23 protein-coding genes and 1 riboswitch are annotated in these 20795 nt (G+C 29.2%); of the genes, 3 read left to right on the forward strand and 20 right to left on the reverse strand.

Translation table 11 applies throughout. The annotated features are described in order from the left end of the window. Positions 1–71: 71 nt before the first annotated feature. The 3 genes from RH95_RS03155 to RH95_RS03165 form a co-directional block, all read right to left on the reverse strand. A complete protein-coding gene (locus tag RH95_RS03155) occupies positions 72–500 on the reverse strand; it encodes a hypothetical protein (RefSeq protein ID WP_010244265.1) in 429 nt (142 codons plus the stop codon). Between the two features lie 130 nt (positions 501–630). Beyond that, on the reverse strand, positions 631–2139 hold the full coding sequence (locus RH95_RS03160) for a Na+/H+ antiporter NhaC family protein (RefSeq protein WP_010244268.1): 1509 nt from the start codon (positions 2137–2139) through the stop codon (positions 631–633). Between the two features lie 24 nt (positions 2140–2163). Next, a complete protein-coding gene (locus RH95_RS03165) occupies positions 2164–2874 on the reverse strand; it encodes a beta/alpha barrel domain-containing protein (RefSeq protein WP_010244271.1) in 711 nt (236 codons plus the stop codon). Positions 2875–2943: 69 nt separating this feature from the next. Beyond that, positions 2944–3083: riboswitch (Lysine riboswitch) on the reverse strand. Between the two features lie 153 nt (positions 3084–3236). On the opposite strand from RH95_RS03165, the gene RH95_RS03170 reads away from it, so the two are divergent. After that, complete coding sequence (locus RH95_RS03170) at positions 3237–4139, forward strand: HEPN family nuclease (RefSeq protein WP_010244274.1); 903 nt, start codon at positions 3237–3239, stop codon at positions 4137–4139. Positions 4140–4160: 21 nt separating this feature from the next. Here the strand turns inward: RH95_RS03170 and RH95_RS03175 are convergent, their stop codons facing one another. The 14 genes from RH95_RS03175 to RH95_RS09670 form a co-directional block, all read right to left on the reverse strand. After that, positions 4161–4385, reverse strand: a complete 225-nt coding sequence (locus RH95_RS03175; RefSeq protein ID WP_235777708.1) for a DUF1294 domain-containing protein — start codon at positions 4383–4385, stop codon at positions 4161–4163. Positions 4386–4446: 61 nt separating this feature from the next. Next, the gene (locus RH95_RS03180; RefSeq protein ID WP_026038578.1) at positions 4447–4845 is read right to left on the reverse strand and encodes a hypothetical protein; all 399 of its coding nucleotides are present in this window, start codon (positions 4843–4845) and stop codon (positions 4447–4449) included. Between the two features lie 204 nt (positions 4846–5049). Continuing rightward, entirely contained in the window at positions 5050–5961 is a 912-nt protein-coding gene (locus tag RH95_RS03185; protein ID WP_010244282.1) for a metallophosphoesterase, read from the reverse strand. Positions 5962–5969: 8 nt separating this feature from the next. Beyond that, positions 5970–6974, reverse strand: a complete 1005-nt coding sequence (locus RH95_RS03190) for an ABC transporter ATP-binding protein (protein ID WP_010244284.1) — start codon at positions 6972–6974, stop codon at positions 5970–5972. Beyond that, on the reverse strand, positions 6971–7750 hold the full coding sequence (locus RH95_RS03195) for an ABC transporter permease (protein WP_010244285.1): 780 nt from the start codon (positions 7748–7750) through the stop codon (positions 6971–6973). The genes RH95_RS03190 and RH95_RS03195 overlap by 4 nt, the downstream gene beginning before the upstream one ends. After that, positions 7750–8589, reverse strand: coding sequence for an ABC transporter permease (locus RH95_RS03200; protein ID WP_010244287.1), 840 nt, complete (start codon positions 8587–8589; stop codon positions 7750–7752). Before RH95_RS03200 ends, RH95_RS03195 begins: the two co-directional genes overlap by 1 nt. Before the next feature lie 9 nt (positions 8590–8598). Continuing rightward, positions 8599–9687 (reverse strand): ABC transporter substrate-binding protein, encoded by a 1089-nt coding sequence (locus RH95_RS03205; protein WP_010244289.1) that lies wholly within the window; start codon positions 9685–9687, stop codon positions 8599–8601. A gap of 203 nt (positions 9688–9890) precedes the next feature. Continuing rightward, positions 9891–10739, reverse strand: coding sequence for a MetQ/NlpA family ABC transporter substrate-binding protein (locus tag RH95_RS03210; RefSeq protein ID WP_010244291.1), 849 nt, complete (start codon positions 10737–10739; stop codon positions 9891–9893). A gap of 58 nt (positions 10740–10797) precedes the next feature. Then, positions 10798–11448: a methionine ABC transporter permease gene (locus RH95_RS03215; protein ID WP_010244292.1), complete on the reverse strand. Its 651-nt coding sequence runs from the start codon at positions 11446–11448 to the stop codon at positions 10798–10800. Beyond that, positions 11449–12453, reverse strand: coding sequence for a methionine ABC transporter ATP-binding protein (locus RH95_RS03220; protein WP_026038579.1), 1005 nt, complete (start codon positions 12451–12453; stop codon positions 11449–11451). Between the two features lie 313 nt (positions 12454–12766). Further along, positions 12767–14374: a hydroxylamine reductase gene (gene hcp, locus RH95_RS03225; protein ID WP_010244296.1), complete on the reverse strand. Its 1608-nt coding sequence runs from the start codon at positions 14372–14374 to the stop codon at positions 12767–12769. A 198-nt stretch (positions 14375–14572) separates the two neighbouring features. Next, the gene (locus RH95_RS03230; protein ID WP_010244298.1) at positions 14573–15133 is read right to left on the reverse strand and encodes a TlpA family protein disulfide reductase; all 561 of its coding nucleotides are present in this window, start codon (positions 15131–15133) and stop codon (positions 14573–14575) included. Next, positions 15105–15989: a 4Fe-4S binding protein gene (locus tag RH95_RS03235; RefSeq protein WP_010244300.1), complete on the reverse strand. Its 885-nt coding sequence runs from the start codon at positions 15987–15989 to the stop codon at positions 15105–15107. The genes RH95_RS03230 and RH95_RS03235 overlap by 29 nt, the downstream gene beginning before the upstream one ends. Beyond that, positions 15982–16128: a CD1871A family CXXC motif-containing protein gene (locus RH95_RS09670; RefSeq protein WP_010244302.1), complete on the reverse strand. Its 147-nt coding sequence runs from the start codon at positions 16126–16128 to the stop codon at positions 15982–15984. The genes RH95_RS03235 and RH95_RS09670 overlap by 8 nt, the downstream gene beginning before the upstream one ends. A gap of 324 nt (positions 16129–16452) precedes the next feature. Here RH95_RS09670 and RH95_RS03240 point away from each other — a divergent pair, with 324 nt between their 5' ends. After that, a complete protein-coding gene (locus tag RH95_RS03240; RefSeq protein ID WP_010244304.1) occupies positions 16453–16944 on the forward strand; it encodes an LURP-one-related/scramblase family protein in 492 nt (163 codons plus the stop codon). Between the two features lie 11 nt (positions 16945–16955). Continuing rightward, positions 16956–17993: a M42 family metallopeptidase gene (locus tag RH95_RS03245; protein ID WP_010244306.1), complete on the forward strand. Its 1038-nt coding sequence runs from the start codon at positions 16956–16958 to the stop codon at positions 17991–17993. 142 nt (positions 17994–18135) lie between these two features. On the opposite strand, the gene RH95_RS03250 is transcribed toward RH95_RS03245, so the two are convergent. The 3 genes from RH95_RS03250 to RH95_RS03260 all read right to left on the reverse strand — a co-directional run bounded on the left by RH95_RS03250 (position 18136) and on the right by RH95_RS03260 (position 20365). Next, positions 18136–18333, reverse strand: a complete 198-nt coding sequence (locus RH95_RS03250; RefSeq protein WP_010244308.1) for a hypothetical protein — start codon at positions 18331–18333, stop codon at positions 18136–18138. A gap of 444 nt (positions 18334–18777) precedes the next feature. Further along, on the reverse strand, positions 18778–19761 hold the full coding sequence (locus RH95_RS03255) for a nucleotidyl transferase AbiEii/AbiGii toxin family protein (RefSeq protein ID WP_010244310.1): 984 nt from the start codon (positions 19759–19761) through the stop codon (positions 18778–18780). Then, positions 19754–20365, reverse strand: coding sequence for a DUF6088 family protein (locus RH95_RS03260; RefSeq protein ID WP_010244312.1), 612 nt, complete (start codon positions 20363–20365; stop codon positions 19754–19756). The genes RH95_RS03255 and RH95_RS03260 overlap by 8 nt, the downstream gene beginning before the upstream one ends. Positions 20366–20795: the final 430 nt, after the last annotated feature.

Here is a 20795-nt window from a genome sequence, read left to right on the forward strand (position 1 = left end):
ATAAAAATTTTAAAAATAAAAAAGACTTAACAAAACTATTTTAAACTTCGTTAAGTCTTTTACTCTCTACCTTATTTAACTTCGTCCAATTTATAAATTGAAAATTGTCCCTTTATTTGCCCAGAATCTGTTATAAAATCAAGAGATTTTTTGTTTTTATTGCCTTCAGAAATAAAAATATACTTAGTTTCACCTCTTGGAATAAAAAACACAGATGAAGAAATTTTATTTTGAAGTGCTACTTTTAATTCTTCAGAACCTTCATTTTTAATTTCAATAAGTAAATCTTTATTGTCTGAAAAACTGTAACCACTTTCGTCAATTTTCTTATCTTTAACTATTTCTTTGTCCACTTTATACTTTTTATTACTGAACAAGATACTGTCTTCAACTTTTTCAACACTTGCATCTAAGTAATAACTTTCACTCTTTTTCGGTGCAAATAAAATAATTAATAAAATAACTATTACTGCACCTAAAATATAATTCTTCTTTTTCATACCTTCCTCCTTTACCAGCGATATATATATATATATATATATCACAAAAAGTAAAATTTAACCACCAAAAAATATTTAAAACAAAAAGACTAACTTTTAAGTTCGCACTGTTAGTTAGTCTTTATTAGATTTAAATTTTTTCTACTTTTAAATATTTCTTAGATGTAGTTCTTTTTAAGAAAAAAGTTATTGTTGCAAGTATTATCAATCCTATTAAAAGTGTTAATTCTGGTCTTCCTATAACTCCTGAAATTAAAAATGCAAGTGCTGATGAAATCCCAACGCTAAGTGCATAAGGCAATTGACTTGATACATGGGCTATGTGATCGCAACCTGCTCCTGCTGATGCCAAAATTGTCGTATCAGATATTGGTGAGCAGTGATCTCCAAATACTGATCCAGAGAAAATTGCTGCTAATACAATTTCAAGATAGTGCATGTGATTTGTGTGTATTAATATTGGAACCATTATTGGAATTAAAATTCCAAAAGTTCCCCAAGCTGTCCCTGTTGAGAAAGATAAAAATGCTCCAACTACAAAAATTATTGCAGGCAAAAGCCACATTGGCATAGTTGAATTTGAAATAAGTGATGCAATATACGAACCAGTATTTAAAAATTCATCGCTAGTTATTCCACCAATAGTCCAAGCAAGAGATAATATTACAATTGCAGAGATCATTGTCTTCATTCCTTCAACTATTCCCTTCATAAAGTCTTCAAATTTTAAAAGCTTTCTAGGAATATACATTATAAACGAAACAACTATTGCAAAAAATGCTCCTATTACGAGCGATAAATTTACATTTGCATCTCCAAATGCTGCACCTGCTTTTATATCTTCTGAGAAAAATCCTCCAGTTTTAAGCATCATCAAAATTGTTACAAAAATTAAAACCAATATTGGAACAATTAAATCAAAAACTTTACCATCTTTTGAATATTCATATCCCACATCTTCATTTTCAACAAGTCTAGATGTATCATTTAGTTCATATTTTTCCATTACACCAATTTCTACATCTGAAAAACTAAAATAAAGAATCATAATTAAAGTCAATATTGGATACACATTCATTGGTATTGTATCTAAAAATACGCTCATTGGATTTTTTACACCTGTATCTCCAATTACCGCAACTACACTTGCTGCCCATGATGAAACTGGCGCCAATATACAGACTGGCGCAGCACATGAATCTATAATATGTGCAAGTTTTGCTCTAGATACTTTATTTTCATCTATTATTGGCTTCATAACTGCCCCAACTGTAAGACAGTTAAAATAATCGTCAATAAAAATTAAAATTCCTAAAAAAGCTGTGGCAAACTTTGCCATTTTCTTGCTCTTTATCTTTTGACTTGCCCACTTCCCATAGGCAAAAGATCCTCCTGCCATATTCATAATCATCACAAGAGATCCAAGCATTGTCAAGAATACTAACATAAGTGCATTGTCGCCAAGCTTCGTTCCCATGAGTTCAAAAACTGTTTCTAAAGCAGCTATGATATTTCCACCTGTAAAAATTAATCCCCCTGCCAAAATTCCAATTAAAAGAGAAGTTATTACTTCCTTTGTAATTAACGCCAAAGCAATGGCAACTATTGGAGGAACTATTGATAAAATTCCAAATTCCATTTTTTTCTCCCTTTCTTATTATTTTTATTCCGACTTCTTTTCCATATTAAGTCTATATTTTTCCATTACTTCTGAAAAAATTTCTGAACTTGACTTAGGTGTATAAGTTATTGCATTTGCACCTGCATCAATTGTTTCTAATATATGTTCGTCAGTGTGTCCACCTGTTGCAATTATTGGAAATTCCTCTCCAACAATTTTTCGTGTATATTTTACAAGTGAAGCCGTTTCTTTCCCACCAGCAATATTTAAAACCCTTGCACCTGCATCAACTTTTCCTTTAATGTCATCATACTTTGTAATTACTGATGCAATTACAGCCACATCAAGTGCCTTTGCCAAAAGTTCTATATTGTCATTTTCCATTGGTGCATTTACTACAACACCACTTGCTCCCAAAAGTTCTGCTTGAAGCCCAATATTTACTGCACGAAGTCCTGATGTTGTTCCGCCTCCTACTCCCACAAAAACTGGAACGGATGCAGCTTCAATTATTGAATTGATAATTTTTAATTGTGGCGTAAAGGGATAAACTGACATAATTGCCTGTGCATTGTTATTTACTATTACAGGAATATCATTTGTGAATATAAAAGATTTTATTCTTTTGCCCATAAAATTTATTCCACTTGCTCTATATGAAACTTCAGGAACAGACACTTGTCTTCTTCTAAGTTCTGTTTCAATTGTGGGAACAAACTTCTTTTTTTTATCTATATTTTCTGTGTTTTCCATTATCTCTTCCTCCTCAATACAAAAAACCATGAGCAAAAGACTCATGGTTTAAAACTATCTCTTGCCCTCAGAATTTAGAGCACACAACAAAAAAATTGGGCATTTTTATGTGACAGTTATACAGATTTTTTCTGTATCCCCAGGTAATTACCTTCGGCGACTTTTCCTTTCGAAATCTACTCTTAAAAGTCGCAGCCTCTCTAAAAACTGGTTTCCTATTTAATTTAGACCACTATACCATATAAAAAATTAAATTGCAAGCATAAAAAATTTATTTGTAATTTTTTAATTGTAAAATGAAATTGAACTAATTTAATTCTATGATATACTTTATTTGAAATATTTTTTAAAGGAGAATTATCGTGCTACCTGATCTAAAAAAATTTGGATTTGAATTTGAAGATTGCAAAAATAAAAAATCCTATTCTATATATCACAAAGAAAAGCCAATAGCATTAAATGCCGAGATGACAAAAACTCTGGAATATCTTTTGTGGTATGTTCCAAATATAAATTCAATTCAATCACCTCAAAATGAACTCACGTCTTCACTTGATTTTGAAGATTTTGTTTTTGGAATTATAAAGAATTATATGAATCTAAAAAATAAAGATATTGCCTTTTTAGACTATATTGACGATGAAATAGTAAAATTTTATGAGGACTCAATATGTACTGATAAACAAAAAATTCTTTTGACAAAACAAGACGAAGAATCCAAAACAGATTGTCTTCTTCGTCACATTAGAAATGCAATTGCACATGGTCACTTTAATATTGTTGATGGAATGTTAATTGGATTTGACACAAAAAATATGGAAAAAGATAAATCTATTTGTACAGGCATATTTAAGATTTTTCCTCAAAACCTATTAAGAGGACTATACAGTTTAAATGAAGAAGCTACTGCGGAAAAATTGGCTCAAATAGCACTACAAAGAACAGGATATGAAGTGGAGCGTTTCAAAAATAAAAAAGACGAAATTTATTTTGACTACTATGTCAAGAAAAATAACAAGAGATATGCTCTTGAAATAAAAAAATACAATGACACTCATGTACTTTCCCAAGAAGAGGTAGACGCTCTTGTAAATAAATTTTCAGGCATTTATGAAGATATAACTCCTGTACTTTTTATAAACACATCCTTTTTAAAAGAAGAAACAAAACAAAAATTAAAAGATGAAAATGTAATAATTTTGGATATAAAAAATATTTTAAAGATGCTAAAGAAAAGGGATATACTAGCAGAAATAGACGAGTAAAAAGGACGCAACACTGCGTCCTTAGTTTTTACATATTAAATAAATCGTTACAAATATTCCAACAATATTTGCAATATAAAATTTCTTTTTTCTAGTCTTGTGATGAAAAATTTTCATTCCCAATAGACCGCCAAATCCTGCAAAAATAGAAAAAGTCAAAAGAACTCTTTCACTTATTCTCCACGCGTTAAATTTTGCCTTAAACTTATCCAATCCATATAAAATAAAAGTAATTATATTTAACAAGACAACAAAATAAATCTGCACTGTATACACAACCTAATAAAGATATTTTATGATAATTATATTATTCTTCTAGTTTGAATTTTACATCTCCACTTTCAACTTTAAAATCTTTTAATTTCTTTTCTAGCTTTTTAAATTCTTTTTCATCGTTTTTATAATCTGCTATGCTTTTACTGTAAACTTTTGTCAGAATTTCATCTACAATTGCTCTATCAATAGAAAAATATTCTCCATTTTTATCAAAATAATTTATTTCATTTGCATCTGTAAGAATTAAAAGATAAATTCCATTTACAACTTGAGGCTTCAAATCCATTTCATAAAAATCTTTGGACTCACCTTTTGCATATATTTTTATATTTTTATCCTCTACACTTACTTTCTTTATTTTTTCTTTTTCCCAATTGAGATTATTTACAATTTTTTCTACACCTTTTAAATCAGAAACATCCGTCTTCATGGAATATAAATTTCTATTGCCACAAGCTGTAAGTAGTGAAAAAGCTATTAACAATAAAATAATTTTAGAACCTTTTATTTTTTCACAATATACACTTTCTTTCTATGCTTTATTAATTTACTTAATTATAACACAAAAATTGATTTATCATTTGGCTTTAATAAAAAAGAGATTTCTAATTATATTAATATTAATAACATTTTTTTAATCTTCATCTTCTACTACAAAAGATTTAAATTTATTCCCACTTATGTCTATAATTCGTCCGCCTCTTTTTAAATTTCCATAGGTATTATAACCGCCACATCTCCCATAATTTAAAATAATATTTCCGTATTTTGCCGTAAAATCATTTTCATGGTCATGTCCACAGTAAACTGCTCTAGTTTTTGTATTAAAATTAAGTCTTGCAAAGGCTCCTGTATTTATTTTCCCCGCACATACTTCTTCATCTTGATTACCTACTGCAAGATCTTTATTTTTTGCATCAAAATATTCTCTAAAGGGAATATGACAAAATACATATGAATCTTTATCTTTTGTAATATTTTCAAGATAATCTATTGAAGAAAAATCTAAAAACTCATAAAGTCCAAAACCATATTTGTCATAGCTTCCTGTATCTAAAAAAACTAATCTAATATTTTTTCTATCTACATAATAGTGAAATTTATCACAACTCCAAAATTCATTTTCTATCTTCACATGATTTTTTGATTTTTTTATTATGTCAAATAGTTCTTTTCTCCCATATGGTTTTAAATTTTTATAATTTTCTTTGTATTTTGTCAATTCCTTTGAATTTTTAAATTCATTTTTAACTTTTTCATCTTGTTCTTCAAAATTTTCAATTAAGTAATTTAAATTTTCTCTTTCTGAATCGTGATTGCCAAGAGTTATGGCAAACTCTACTTCCAAAGTGTCAAGGAATTTTATAAGTTCTTCAAAAATTTCAAGTGCATTTAAACTTGATGCCCATATTAAATCCCCAGTTATCGCTATAAAGTCTACTTTGTATTTCTTTACTAATTTTTCTATTAATTTTATAGTTTTTAGATCTGTGTCATCAAAGGGATAACTCCCAAAATGAAGATCTGTCAATTGTAATATTCTCAATTTATCACCTAATTTACCTCTATAATACTGTCATAAGGTATAAACAAATTTATTTCTTCATTTATTCCTCTAAAATTTGCTGACCTATTTAATCTGTCAACTGATATTCTACAACCATTATTAAGTTCAATATCAAATCTTAAAAGAGAACCTAACATGGAAATATTTATAATTTTTCCTTTTACATTTACAGAATTTTCTATTGGAACCAAACTTATGGTTTCTGGTCTTATAGCTACAAACTTAGATTTTATTTCTAAATTATTGTCTATTTCTTCAAACTTCTCTTTTTCATACACATTATACGAACCTATAAATCTTGCGACAAATTCATTTTGTGGATTTCTATATATGTCAGAAGGAGTTCCCTCTTGAATTATATCTCCATTATTCATTATATAAATATAATCACTCATTGTCATAGCTTCCTCTTGATCATGAGTTACAAAAATTATAGTTATTCCTAGTTCTCTTTGTAAATTTTTTATAAGTAATCTAAGCGTATTCCTTATTTGTGCATCAAGAGCTGATAAAGGTTCATCTAAAAGCAAAACTGAAGGCTCTGTAACAAGTGATCTTGCAAGTGCAACTCTTTGTTGTTGACCACCAGAAAGTGTTTTTGGAAATTCTTTTTCCTTTCCTGAAAGTCCAACTAAATCAATCATCTTTCTAGCTTTTTCGTCTTGCAATTTTTTGTCCATCTTTTTCATCTCAAGACCAAATTTAATATTTTCTTCAACTGTCATATTGGGGAAAAGTGCATAATTTTGAAACACCATTCCTATGTTTCTTTCTGATGGAATCTTGTCATCAACTCTAACTTTATTTATATAAATTTCTCCACTATCTATATCATTTAAACCTGCTATTGCCCTTAGAAGTGTAGATTTTCCACATCCAGAAGAACCTAATAAAGTGTTCAAACTTCCCTTTTTCATATCTAAATTCAAACCTTTTAAAACAAGATTTGAACCAAAACTTTTTTTGACGTCTTTTATCTCTATAAAACTCATTTTTTAAACCCTTTCTCTCTCTTGACAAGATTTAATGCAAAAATTGTAATTAACATAATTATTACAAAGTAAAATATTACAATCGCTGAGGATAAGTGTCCATTTACAACCATATTCTTTCTCAAAAAAATTTGTATAGTTTCAAATCTCGCCCCAAGCAAAAGATTTACTATTACAAATTCACCAAAAAGTGTTGAAAAGCTAAAAAGAGAAGAAGATAATACTCCTCTTGTAATATTTGGAAGAATAACTTTCTTAAATCCCTCAAATCTTGATGCTCCAAGAATTTCTGCCGATTCCATTAAAGATTTCGAATCAATTGCCATAAGACTATTTAATGTCCCTTGAGATATTAATGGAAAACTTGAAATTATATACGCTCCCAGTACAACTATTAACATTGGCACACCTAAATTTGCATACGCCGAAACAAGTGCTACTGAAAGTATCACTCCTGGCACTGTATAACAGGCAACAGTTATAATTCCTATTGATTTTTTTAACTTTGGATAATATAAATTTATTGCAAATATAGATGGTACAAGAAGTATTACTGATATAAATATTGAAATTCCTGCTAAAAAGAAAGATCTGCCAATAGACAATAAAAATCTAGGATCTGTTAACAATTTTATATACCACTTAAAGGTTATTCCCTTTGGCAAAATTGAATAAGACCAATCAGAGCAAATTGAAAATAAAAAAGTTGCTATTAATGGAATAAATAAATACAACAAAAGCAACACTATGGACAAAACTTTAAGAGCCTTTTTCATTATAAATCCCTCCTAAACTTTTTTGTCATCCACGATGAAATCAACATATTTACAAGTAAAATAATCGACAATACTAAAGACAGTGCCGCACCAATTTCAGGTCTTGCAAAAATATCTCCTGATACTGTATTTCCAATTCTTATCGCAAGTAAATTCACTGAAGATCCTGTAAGTGCTTCTGCAGAAGCATATGCCCCCAGTGCATTTGCAAACATAATTGAAAAAATTCCAATTAAACTAGGTGCAAGCACAGGAAGTCCAATCTTCTTCCAGTAGTAAAAACTATTTGCTCCCAAAAGTTCTGCGGCTTCTCTCCATTTCTTATCAAGCGCATCAAAAATTGGAACCATTAAAGTTATCCCCAGTGGAAGTTGAAAATAAATAAAAATTAGTAAAAGACCACTTACAGAATATAAATTAAAATCTTTTAATAAATTTATTCCAGTGAGTTTATCAAATAAAACTATTACTCCAGAATTGCCAAGAAGTATAATAAATGCAAAAGCTAAAGGAATTCCTGCAAAATTTGATGTCAAATTAGAAATAACTAAAAATTTTTCACGAGCCTTCGGAAAAAGACTAATTATGCTATATGTTGCAAGCCAAGTGAATATAACTCCAACAAGTGCTGAAAAAAATGATAAAATTATAGAATTTTTAAAAGAATCTACGTACATCTTTGCAGAAAATATTTCTTTGTAATTTTCTAAAGTAAAATCTCCGCTACTTGTCATAAAACTTGAAATTATCATTTTAACCAAGGGATACAATAAAATAGAAATAACAATGACACTAAAAAGTATCATCGTTATTTTAAAAGGTTTAAGTTGTTTTTTCATAAAGTCACCTTACTTTAGAAAAGAAATTACTTTTTCTTGCCACATTCCAGGCAATTTCTCTAAAACATTATCCCAAGCTTCTTCATCTTTCACTGGAACTACAGATTTGTAAAGTTCGTCTGGCAAAAGTTTTGCCTTCGCATCCTCATCAAGTTTTACATTTCTAATTGGTCTAGCATATCCACGAGCTAAATTATTTTGTCCTGCATCTGATAATATATATTCACGAGCAAGTGCAGCAGCGTAAGGATTCTTCGCATTTTTATTTATAATAGTTGTGTAACCTGTCATAACTGATCCATCACTTGGAATAGTTACATCAAATCTATCTTTATCTATTTGATCTCTATAATTAAGTGCATTAAAATCAAAGAGAAGAGCAACTTGATGTTCTCCAGATGATAAAGTTGCAATGTCTGCTTCTGTAACTTTTAATCTTCCTTCTTCTGCAAGTTCTTTATAAAAGTCCATTGCTGGTTCAAGATTATTTTCATCGCCGCCAAAAGCTATGGCTGCTGCAAGTACTGCAAATTGTGCTTGATTTGCTGTTTCAACATTTCCTATGGTTACTGTATAATCTCCATCTCTAAGTTCCTTCCAAGATTTCGGTGGATTTTTTACTGAATTTTTGTCACTTAAAAATGCCATTGAACCAGTATAAGCTATTACCCAATTTCCTACTCCTTCTTTGTCTTTTGCCCAGTCAGGTACTTCATCATAATAAGAAGTCTTGTATGGAAGAACAAGATTTTTTGAAACAGCTAAAGGACCAAAAGCTATACCTACATCTCCAATATCACCAGTTGCATCTTTTTTCTCTGCTTCAAATTTTGCCAATTCTTCTCCAGAAGACATATCTGTATCTAAGTGATCGATTCCATATACAGATTTTAAATCATTCCATGTTCCTACCCAGTTCGCCCAAGCATCTGGCATACCGAGAGAATTAACTCTTCCTTCTTCTTTTGCCTTTGCGGTTATTTCTTCAAGTGTCAAACTATTTAAATCTAAATCTGCATTAGGACTTTCTTTTGACCCACATGCTGTAAATAATGTTGCACATGCCAAAATAACAAACAATTTTTTTACAATTTTCAAAATTTTCCTCCCTCAAAAATTATTACTTCCAAATTTTATATAACTTATGTAAAAATAAACAATTTTTTTTGCAAAATTTTTGCAAAGTTTAATTTGATAATTTAAAAATTTATAAATATCTTTTTAATTAAGTTTTCACTAAAAAACCTCTTCACTTTTTCTCAGTAAAGAGGTCAAACATTTTTATTTCAAACTAATTATTTCTAGAATGCTGGTATTACTGCACCCTCAAATTTTTCTTCAATGAATTTTTTAGATTCTTCTGAATTTAAAACTTTAATAAATTTTTTAAACTTTTCTTTTTCTACATCTTCTTTTCTAACTGCGACTAAATTTGCATAAGGTGAATCCTTTGATTCTATTTTGATTGAATCTTTTACTGGGTCAAGGCCTTGTGCTATTGCAAAATTTGAATTGATTACAGCTGCACCTGAATCTTTGTAAACTTGTGCAATTGAAGGTGCATCCATTGCTGTGAATTTTAAATTTTTTGGATTTTCTTTTATATCTTTTTCTGTTGAGTTTAGATTCTTCTTATCTTCTAATTTTATAAGTCCTGCATCTTCAAGAAGTATTAATGCTCTTGCACCATTACTTGGATCATTGGGTATTATAATCTCTGACCCATCTTCTATTTCATCAACTGATTTATATTTTTCAGAATATAATGCCATTGGTTCTATGTGAACATATCCTAAAACTTCTAAATTTTCGATATTTCTTTCTTCTGTAAAACTATCAAGATATGGTTTGTGTTGAAAATAATTTGCGTCAAGATCTCCTGATTCTAATTGTAAATTTGGTTGAATATAATCATCGAAATTTACAACCTCTACATCAAGCCCCTCTTTTTCAAATTCATCTTTTAGCCCTTCTACAATTTCACCATGAGGCGTTGGTGAAACACCTACAACAATTTTATTGTCATCATTTTTACTTTCTTCTGTCACTTTTTCATTTTTTTCTGCATTTACATTTCCATTTTTCACTTCTCCACAAGCTGTAAGAGTTAACGCTAAAAATAGTGACAATGCTAAAATTATTTTTTTCATTTTTCCCTCCTATAATTTTATTAAAATATTCTATATAAATTCTAAAAAGAATAAATACCTATCTTTTATCAATTTTATCTGCTATTTTATTTCCTACAAATTGTACTATTTGTACAAATATTATTATTACTACTACTGCGGACCAAAGTATTAATGGTTCATTTCTTTGATATCCATATCTATTGGCAACATCTCCAAGTCCGCCACCTCCCATTACTCCAGCCATTGCAGAATAACCTATTACATTTATAATTGTCATTGTAATTGCTCCCACAATCATAGGCATTGCTTCTGGTATTAAAACTTTAAATATTATTTCTTTTTTTGTCGAACCCATGGACTCTGCTGCTTCAATTATTCCATGATCAACTTGCATAAAATATCCTTCCATTAATCTCGCAACAAAGGGTGCTGCCGAAATTGAAAGGGGAATTATCATGGCTGCAGTTCCGTAGGATTTCCCAACTATTAGTCTTGAAAGTGGAAATACAACTATCATCAAAATTACAAAGGGGAAGGAACGAAGTATATTTATAAGTCCATCTAAAAAAGAGTAAAATGAATTTGATTCACTAAGTCCTCCTGGCCTTGTAATTGTCAAAATTACTCCCAGTGGCATTCCTATTAAAAGAGCAATTGCTGTAGATGCAAACACCATTACTAGAGTTTGTGGTATTGCTGGCAAAATTATATCTAAAATTCTTTCCACTTATAACACCTCCACGTTTACATTGTTTTCTTGTAAAAATTTTATTGCTTTATTTCTATCCTTTTCTTCTCCCAGTATCTCCACTGTTAGATAACCCACACTTGAAATGTTTAATTTATTTATATTGCCTGATAGTATTGAAAAATCTATGCCACATCTTTTTACACATTCTGAAAGTATTGGCTTGTCATAATTTTCATCTGCATAAGAAAGCCTTAAAATATCTCCCTTATAATCATCAGAATTTAAATATCCCTCTTCAGTTTCATCTTGCAAATTTTTTATAAAAGATCTTGTAACAGAAGTTTTTGGATTTTTAAAAAGTTCCTTGGTTTCATTTTCTTCAATAATTTTTCCACTTTGCATCACAGCAATCCTGTCACAAATTTCTTTTGCAACTTCCATTTGATGAGTGATCATAATTATAGTAGTATTGTATTCTTCTACAACTTTTCTAAGAAGTTTTAAAACTGACTGTGTATTTGCTGGGTCAAGTGCTGATGTCCCCTCATCTGAAAGTAAAATGGATGGATTTGTTGCAATAGATCTTGCTATTGCAACTCTTTGCTTTTGTCCTCCAGAAAGTTCTTTTGGATATGAATTTTTCTTTTCCCTTAAATCTATAAAATCTAAAAGTTCATCAACTCTATCTTCTGTTTCTTTTTTTGATACACCAGAAATTTCAAGAGGATAAGCAATATTTTCTGCAACAGTCTTTTGCATAAATAAATTAAAGGACTGAAAAATCATACCAATGTCCTTTCTCTCATCTCTAAGTTCTTTTTCATTTAAATCTAAAATAGATTTTCCATGAATTAATATCTCTCCACTAGTTGGTTCTTCAAGTCTATTAATGCATCTTACAAGAGTGGATTTACCAGCTCCAGATAAACCTATGACGCCATAAATTTCTCCTCTATTCAATTTGAAAGAAACATCATCTAAAGCTTTAAAACTTTTTTCATCTGTCTTAAACTCTTTAACTAAGTTCTTTACTTCAATCATTTTTCCTCCACCAATAAAAAAAGAGCTCTCATCCAATAAGGACGAAAGCTCGTGTTACCACCTTAATTTGTCACTTCCTCACAAAAGCAACCTCTTCAAGTACTATCATACTCTACTTCTGTAACGGGAAGTCCCGTAAATATCTAATATCGATATTTCCTAGAAAAGGCCATGTTCCCCAAAAATCGATCCACTTCTTTCACCAAAACGAAGCTCTCTTAAGTCACAATTTAAAGGTACTCTTCTTCTCAAAAAGTTTATTTATAAATTGTTATTATTATACGTGGTTAATTTTTAAATGTCAACACTTTTTTTATTTTGTTATAAGATTTTTAATATCTTCATCAACATTCGTAATTCCAGAAATCCCAAAATTATCAACTAATACATTTACAACATTTGGAGATAAAAATGCAGGAAGAGTTGGTCCAAGGTGAATATTTTTTACACCAAGTGATAAAAGTGAAAGTAATACTATTACTGCTTTTTGTTCATACCATGCAATATTGTAAACTATTGGAAGATCATTTACACTTTCAACTCCAAAAGCATCGACTAATGCAAGTGCAATTTGAACTAAAGAATAAGAATCGTTACATTGCCCTGCGTCTAATACTCTTGGTATTCCATTTATATCGCCAAGATTTAGTTTATTGTATCTATATTTTGCACAACCCGCTGTCAAAATTACAGTTGAATCAGGAAGTTCTTCTGCAAATTCTTTATAATAATTTCTATCATTCATTCTTCCATCGCACCCTGCCATTACAACAAATTTTGTTATATCGCCATTTTTTACAGCTTCAATAACTTTATCAGATAGAGCCATAACTTGAGAATGAGCAAATCCACCGACAATTTCTCCCTTTTCAATTTCTTCTGGAGAATCACATTTCTTTGCAAGTTCAATTATCTTAGAAAAATCTTTGTGTCCCTTTTCGTCTTCTTTTATATAAGTGCAACCAGGGTAACCCGCTGCTCCTGTTGTAAACAATTTATCTTTATAAGAATCTTTTGGAGGAACGATACAATTTGTAGTCATAAGTATTGGACCATTAAATGACTCAAATTCATCTCTTTGTTTCCACCAGGCATTTCCATAATTACCAACAAAATTTTTATATTTTTTAAACTTAGGATAATAATTTGCAGGAAGCATTTCGCTGTGAGTATAAATATCTACTCCAGAACCTTTGGCTTGTTCTAGTAACATTTCAAAATCTTTTAAATCATGACCTGAAACTAAAATTCCTGGATTTTTTCCAACTCCAATATTTACATTAGAAACTTCAGGATTTCCGTAAGTTGTTGTGTTTGCTTTATCTAAAGTTGCCATTGCTTTATATCCCATTTCGCCAGTTTTAAGCGTAAGTGCAACTAATTCATCAACCGTTTTTTCTGTCAAAAGTTCTGCCATAGTTTTTAAAATAAAATTATTTACTTCTTCATTTTCATAGCCCAAAACTTTTGCATGTCTAGTATAAGCTGCCATGCCCTTTAGACCGTAAGTTATAAGTTCCTTTAAACTTCTAATGTCTTCATTATCTTCAGCTAAAATAGAAACTTCGCCAGAATTTATTTTATTCTCAATTTCAGAAAATTTTTCTGTACTCCAATTTGCAGCATCGCTATAATTTTTTTCTTCTCTCAAAGAATTCATAAGCTTAATTGTTTCTTCTATTCTATTTTTTATTGCAATATCGTCAAAATTTGCATTTGTAATAGTAGTAAACAAATTTAAGATGACTTTATCTGTTGCTTCTTTATTGTCTTTTCCACTTTTTATTACAATTTCAGAAAGGCCCTTTGATATCCAAATCAAAAAATCTTGTAAATTTGCAACTTTTGCACTTTTTCCACATACACCCTTTTTCACACAACCTGTGTTCTTAAATGTTTCTTGACATTGAAAACAAAACATATCCATATTTTCTCCTCCTATTATTTTTCACTCATTACATTTAATTTCTAAAAATATTTTAATAAAAATTTTTATACTTTTCTGTTGCATATGCAACAATTATTGTCTTGTCTATGTAAATTTTTGCAAAGAAAAAACTCATGGCAAAGCACGAGTTTTTTATAATATGAGGATTTATTAAATTTACTTTCTTAAAAATTATTTGTTTTCATTTTCTATTATTTCATCAATTTTCTTGTAAAGTTCATCAACTTTTTCTTGAGAACCAAGACTTATATTGTCAATTACTTTTCCATCTCTATCAATTAAAAGAGTTGTAGGAAAAGCTGTCAAATTTTTAAGATAAGCATCACTTTCTTCAGAAGGCTTTACAGCAATATTTGTGTAAGTAACTCCCTTAGTCTTCAAAATCTTTTGTGCATCTTCTTTAATATTTTTATTTTCATAAGTATCTAGACATATTGACATAACTTTTACATTTTTGTCTTTTAATTCTTCACTTATTTTTTGAAGAGTTTCCATTTCATCTATACAACCCTTGCAGCCAGTAAACCAAATACTCATAATTGTCACTGGACTATCCTTAAAAACTTCATTATTTATAGGATTTCCTTTAAAATCAATTCCTTCAAACTTTGGGAAGAAATCTCCCGTAGAAAGTTGTGTGCCTTCTGGTGCCTTACTTGTGCAAGCTACAAGAGTAAAAACTAAAAATAAAATAATTGACAACTTACTTATCTTCGAATAAATATTTTTCATTTATATCTCCTTTATTAAAATTTTTATTTTTAAATGAGGTTGAAATTGCTGATGTAGGGCAAGCTTTTATACAATCACCACATCTAATACATTCCAAAGCTCTTTGATTTTTCGACATATCCACATCCATCTTGCAAACTTTTTTACACTTCCCACAAGAAATACAACTGTCATTAACATGGTATTGATAAAAAGAAAATTTATTAGTTAGTGCATAAAATGCCCCTAAGGGACAGAGGTATTTGCAAAAAGGTCTGTAAAAAAATATGGAAAGTACAATTATAAGAATAAGAATAACTGATTTCAACAAAAATAAATTACCAAGAGAAGCTCTAATACTTTTATTTGCAATAGATAGTGGTACTCCACCTTCCAATATTCCCTGTGGACATATATACTTGCAAAAATAAGGTGAAGCTATCCCCAGTTCATCTGTAAAAATCACACCACAAATCCACACCACAAAAATTAAAATAAAATACTTAATATACTTTAAAAAAGAAAATTTTCTTGTGCTAAACTTTTTTGTTGGAATTTTATAAAGTAAATCTTGAAAAAATCCAAAAGGACATAAAAATCCACAAATCAATCGCCCGAACAAAGTTCCAAATAAAAGCATAAGTCCCGTCACATAATAAGAAAACTTAAATTTTGATGAGCCAACCACTGCTTGAAAGGAACCTATGGGACAAGACAAAGCCGCACCGGGACATGAATAGCAGTTGAGCCCTGGTACACAAGCACTTTTTAATTTGCCAGTATAAATTGTACCCTTAAAAAAATTTGTGATATATAAGTTAGTAAAAATCGTAAAAAATCCTTGTACGAAATTTCTTTTATTTCTTAAATTATCCAATTCCAACGCACTCCAAGCAAATTTTTATAGCCTTTGAAAGCACAGTATCCACTTCAGATCTATAAGATCCATAAAAAATAAACGCAATAGATAAAATTAATATTGCATAAGAAAACTTTCTATCAACAAAATCTTTCATTTTTTCACCTCACAAATAGTATAACATTCGGAGTATAAAGATTGCGTTAAGATAAAATAAAAAATTTTTATAATTTAAAAATCTTAAATAAATAATAAAAAACTCCTACATATATTACAAATATAAGAGTTTCATAAATTTCTCCAAAAATTACATGATTTTTAATTTCATATACAAATAACTTTCATCATAAACATAGGTTATGATATTATTTATATAAGTTGTATAATATAATTACAATGCTGTAAAAAAGTTGATTTCTTATAATTTATAGCAAAGGATATATTTATTTTTAATAATTATATTTTCTAAAAAGGAGAAATTATGAAAAAATTATATTTTAAAGAAAAATTTTTTAAAATTACAGATCATTACCCTATACTAGATGAAAACGAAAATGAAGTTTACTACTTAGATCAAGATTTTACTTTCATCGGTTATAAATCCTCTGTCAAAGATTTTAATGGCAAAAATATATTTAATATAAACAGGGAAATTATATCTTTTTTCCCAAGATACAATGTTACATTTAACGACAATACAAATATGATTGTACAACAAAAATTCGAGTTTCTTAAACACAAAGTCGAAGTTTATTTAGACGATGAAACTTTAAATCTCTCAGGCAACTATTGGCATCTTGACTTTGATATAAAAAATGAAAATAAAAAAATAATAGGAAAAGTTACTAGGGAACTTTTTGCCCTTACAGACACCTATGAACTTACTATTTTAGATGAAAATTACACAGAAAAATTAATCGCACTTGTTATTTGTTTAAATAATATGATAGATTTAGAAAAATCTTCACGCTAGGAGGAGGAAAAATGGAAAAACAAATTTTAGAATATATTGAAAACTTATGCAATACACCATCACCAACAGGTTACACAAAAAGAGCCGAAAAATATCTAATAGATGAATTTACTTCCATGGGCTACAAACCTTACCAAAGCATAAAAGGCAATGTAATAGTTCCAATTAACAAATGTGAAGGTGAAGGGCTACTTTTGTCATCTCACATAGATACTTTGGGACTTATGGTAAGAAGTATAAAATCAAATGGAAGACTTCGCGTCACAACTCTCGGTGGATTTCCTCTTTCCTATGTGGAACAAGAAAATGTAACTATTATTACAAGAAATGGAAAAGAATTTACTGGCGTAATGAGAATAAATAACCCATCAGTCCATGGTTCAAGTGATCCAAAGGAAATTTCTCGTGACGATAAAAATATGGAAGTTGTCATAGATGAAATTACAAACTCCGCAGAAGAAACTGAAAAACTAGGAATTTCCTCTGGGGATTTTATTGCTCTTGATCCAAGATTTACCCTTTCAAATGGCTTTGTAAAATCTAGACACTTAGATGACAAGGCCAGTGCTGGAGTTCTAATGGCACTTGCAAAAGAAATAAAAGAAAAAAATATAAAAATAAATCGTCCACTTTATATGATGTTTACAATTTATGAAGAAGTTGGACATGGTGCTGCAAGTGGAAATCCATCTAATGTAACAGACATGATTGCAGTTGACATGGGAGTAGTTTATGATGATTTAAAAACAGATGAAACAAAAGTATCTATTTGTGCCAAAGATTCCTCTGGTCCCTACAATTATGATTTAACAAATGAATTAATAAATTTAGCTAAAGATAATAAAATAGATTATGCAATAGATATTTACCCATTCTACGGATCAGATGCCTCTGCTGCAATGTCTAGTTCAAATGACTTCCGCCACGCTTTAGTTGGGAGTGGCGTTGCTGCAAGCCATGGCTATGAAAGAACACACATTAGTGGTTTAAATGGTTTATATAAATTATTAAAAGCTTATATAACAAAACAAAATAAATTAAATAATTAAAATGATAAAAATTAAAATTAAATATTTCAATAACTATTTATGCCCTTATTTTTTAAAAGACGACAGATTTTCCCTTTCTGTCGCCTTTTAATTTATTATTTAATTTTAATAAAATACTTATATATTAATTAGATAAAATAAGTTAAAATAGCAAAGTAGATATTAGATACAAAGTAAAATATGTAATGTGAAGAGGAATATTAAATCTAACATATTCTTTAACTTCATTCATTTCTACTTTTTGTCCACTATTTACTAAATTCTCTACTTTTCCAAAACCTGTTAATACATGAAACATCAACATTATAATTGGAACAATTATATTAAAACATAATGGCATAAGTCCACTATTGCAATTAAGAATCAAAGATATAATTGATACTATGACTTGTCAAACTAGTATAACAAAATGATTTCTTTTGACTTTAGTATTTGAACGGAAGAAAGAATAATCTTGAAATCCACTTAATAAATTAATTTTTAAAATATAATTAAAATAACTTCCTAAAGTAATTATATACATCAGCATCATTCCTGACATAATAGCTGTGTATATAATTTGTATTTTCAAAATAAAAATAACTAAATTCAAAAAATCACTTCTATCTTGTCTATCACATATCGTTGTAACAATAATGCTCTAATAAAATAAAAAGAAATAGTAGAGCCTAGTGCTCCTATAGAACTTATTTTTTCATCTCCCAATAGATATTTATAAACCCCAAATTTATCTCTCGCTTAAATTTCCTCCCTGAATATTATATTATTTTCGGGAGAATTTTATTTACTTATTAATTTCTTTTTCTATTTCTTGAAGGACATTTATAATCTCTTCAAAGTTTGGATATTCTCCATATATCATTTCTGACATAGCCTTATAATCTTTTTCTATTTCAGAAAATCGAAACTCTCTTGGAATTAATCTTAATCTTCCATTTAATGCTTCTTCATACCTTGCCCACTTTCTAGGGTAGAATTTCATTTTAAATTCAGTCACTTTCTTTAGTAATTCTTTATCCTCTAAGGCTTTGTTTTTAAAATCTGATTTTGCTATTTTATATAAGTCATAAAAGTGTCTTGCATACCTATGGGGCATAGGAGAAGATTCTGGTCTATTCGCTTCATGATGAAGTATAGTTGCCTTTTCCCAAAATGTTCTCTCTGCTGATACTGTTCTAATATTAGTTTTTTCTTTAAATACGTTTGGGTAGGCTTCACTAATTATTGGTGAAATTTTAACTCCAATTGCAGGTGTCCATGCTGCAAGGCTTCCTATTTCAAGTCTTATATTTTGTGTTAAATAATTAGATTCAAAGATTTTAGGATATTTACATAGAATTGTTTGTGGATCAAGAATATCAATCATAAATTCAAAGTCCATGTCCTTTAAATCTTGTTTTAAAACTTTTAAAAATTCATCTCTTAAAAATACTTCTGTCTTTTCATTAACTTCTTTGTTGAATTTATCCTGTTTGGTATTTGACCTTTCTATCCATGGTTCTTTTTCTTCATATCCTAATACTCGCCAATCTAAGATTAAATCTATGTCTTCAGAAAATCTTTCTATAAGACCAAAACACTTTGAAAGTGATGTTCCTCCTTTAAAGGTAAAATATTCCCTCCATTTGTTTTCATTAAATAGATAATCTAAGATAAAAGTAACCCAATAGTCTTTTTCAATAACTGCCTCAGATATATTTTTCTTTCTTGCAGTGTTTACTATTAAAATCCTTAGATCTTCTTTGTTTTCTACATAAAACTTATTCATTTTGACCCTCACAAATTTCCCTTATCACTTCATATATCCATGATGGAACTGATTTTGATTCATTCATTAAGTCTATTCTTTCTTTTTCACTTAAATTTTTTCTTATCTTTTGTATAACTTCGTTACTTATATTTTCTTTTCCCAAAGACTTAATTGCTTGAATAACTGTTGCAGTCTTTAAGGACATATTGGCAATTTCTCCTGGATTTACTTTTTTAAATTCTAAAACCGTATCCCCAATTTTATATTCCTTATATCTTCCACTAGATATATATTTATAATGTGTTGGTACTTGTGTTGAAAGTCCTAATAAGTTTAAGGCTGTGCTATTATATGGTGCAATATTCCAATTGTATTTTCTTGCTATGGCAAGTGCTAATTCGTGAATTGATACTGCTTCGTACTCTCCGATTAATTCACTGTATCTTGGATTGTAATAAAAGCCATCAATGACACGCTTAATTTTATCTTCATTAACCATTCTATTCAATGTCTTTCTAGCAGTTTCATAAGAAGCAATATCTAAAAAGTCATTAGCAAAAAATACTTTATGTGAGTCAAAATCATTTATTTTATCTGATATTTTTTCTGTATATGAACTCATTACAATCCTCCTTTGTCCCAAATATCATATCATATCTGGGACAAAAGTTCAATTGTACTTAAATTTTATTCCTCTATAATAGTTCATCATCCTCATCTAGTATCTCTTTTTCATCTTCATTATTTCCCACTTCATCTTCTGATTCAATCATATAGAGTAGGTCTTGTTCTTCTACTTTTTTTAAGAGCTTACATTATTTTAAATTTATAAGTAATCTGCTCTTAGTTTTAAATGTTAAAAATTGTCTTGTATCTATTGGATTTACTTTATCTTTTTTTAAATCTCCACTTGATATAATATATTTTCCATTCCTATCTAAATTTTCAATTACTAAACCACTTTTTTTATTTTCTTGTATTGCAAGATTATTTTCTGCCTTTATTTCACCACCTTTAATTAAAAAACGATAGAATTTTAATTTTCTATCGTC

This window comes from Peptoniphilus rhinitidis 1-13, from assembly GCF_000246925.1.
Lineage (GTDB): Bacteria > Bacillota > Clostridia > Tissierellales > Peptoniphilaceae > Peptoniphilus_A > Peptoniphilus_A lacydonensis.

Coding starts and splice junctions, on each gene's coding strand:
- RH95_RS03155 (WP_010244265.1), bottom strand. CDS start 500: ATGAAAAAGAAGAATTATATTTTAGGTGCAGTAATAGTTATTTTATTA.
- RH95_RS03160 (WP_010244268.1), bottom strand. CDS start 2,139: ATGGAATTTGGAATTTTATCAATAGTTCCTCCAATAGTTGCCATTGCT.
- RH95_RS03165 (WP_010244271.1), bottom strand. CDS start 2,874: ATGGAAAACACAGAAAATATAGATAAAAAAAAGAAGTTTGTTCCCACA.
- RH95_RS03180 (WP_026038578.1), bottom strand. CDS start 4,845: ATGAAGACGGATGTTTCTGATTTAAAAGGTGTAGAAAAAATTGTAAAT.
- RH95_RS03190 (WP_010244284.1), bottom strand. CDS start 6,974: ATGAGTTTTATAGAGATAAAAGACGTCAAAAAAAGTTTTGGTTCAAAT.
- RH95_RS03195 (WP_010244285.1), bottom strand. CDS start 7,750: ATGAAAAAGGCTCTTAAAGTTTTGTCCATAGTGTTGCTTTTGTTGTAT.
- RH95_RS03200 (WP_010244287.1), bottom strand. CDS start 8,589: ATGAAAAAACAACTTAAACCTTTTAAAATAACGATGATACTTTTTAGT.
- RH95_RS03210 (WP_010244291.1), bottom strand. CDS start 10,739: ATGAAAAAAATAATTTTAGCATTGTCACTATTTTTAGCGTTAACTCTT.
- RH95_RS03220 (WP_026038579.1), bottom strand. CDS start 12,453: ATGATTGAAGTAAAGAACTTAGTTAAAGAGTTTAAGACAGATGAAAAA.
- hcp (WP_010244296.1), bottom strand. CDS start 14,374: ATGTTTTGTTTTCAATGTCAAGAAACATTTAAGAACACAGGTTGTGTG.
- RH95_RS03230 (WP_010244298.1), bottom strand. CDS start 15,133: ATGAAAAATATTTATTCGAAGATAAGTAAGTTGTCAATTATTTTATTT.
- RH95_RS09670 (WP_010244302.1), bottom strand. CDS start 16,128: ATGAAAGATTTTGTTGATAGAAAGTTTTCTTATGCAATATTAATTTTA.
- RH95_RS03240 (WP_010244304.1), top strand. CDS start 16,453: ATGAAAAAATTATATTTTAAAGAAAAATTTTTTAAAATTACAGATCAT.
- RH95_RS03245 (WP_010244306.1), top strand. CDS start 16,956: ATGGAAAAACAAATTTTAGAATATATTGAAAACTTATGCAATACACCA.
- RH95_RS03250 (WP_010244308.1), bottom strand. CDS start 18,333: ATGCCATTATGTTTTAATATAATTGTTCCAATTATAATGTTGATGTTT.
- RH95_RS03255 (WP_010244310.1), bottom strand. CDS start 19,761: ATGAATAAGTTTTATGTAGAAAACAAAGAAGATCTAAGGATTTTAATA.
- RH95_RS03260 (WP_010244312.1), bottom strand. CDS start 20,365: ATGAGTTCATATACAGAAAAAATATCAGATAAAATAAATGATTTTGAC.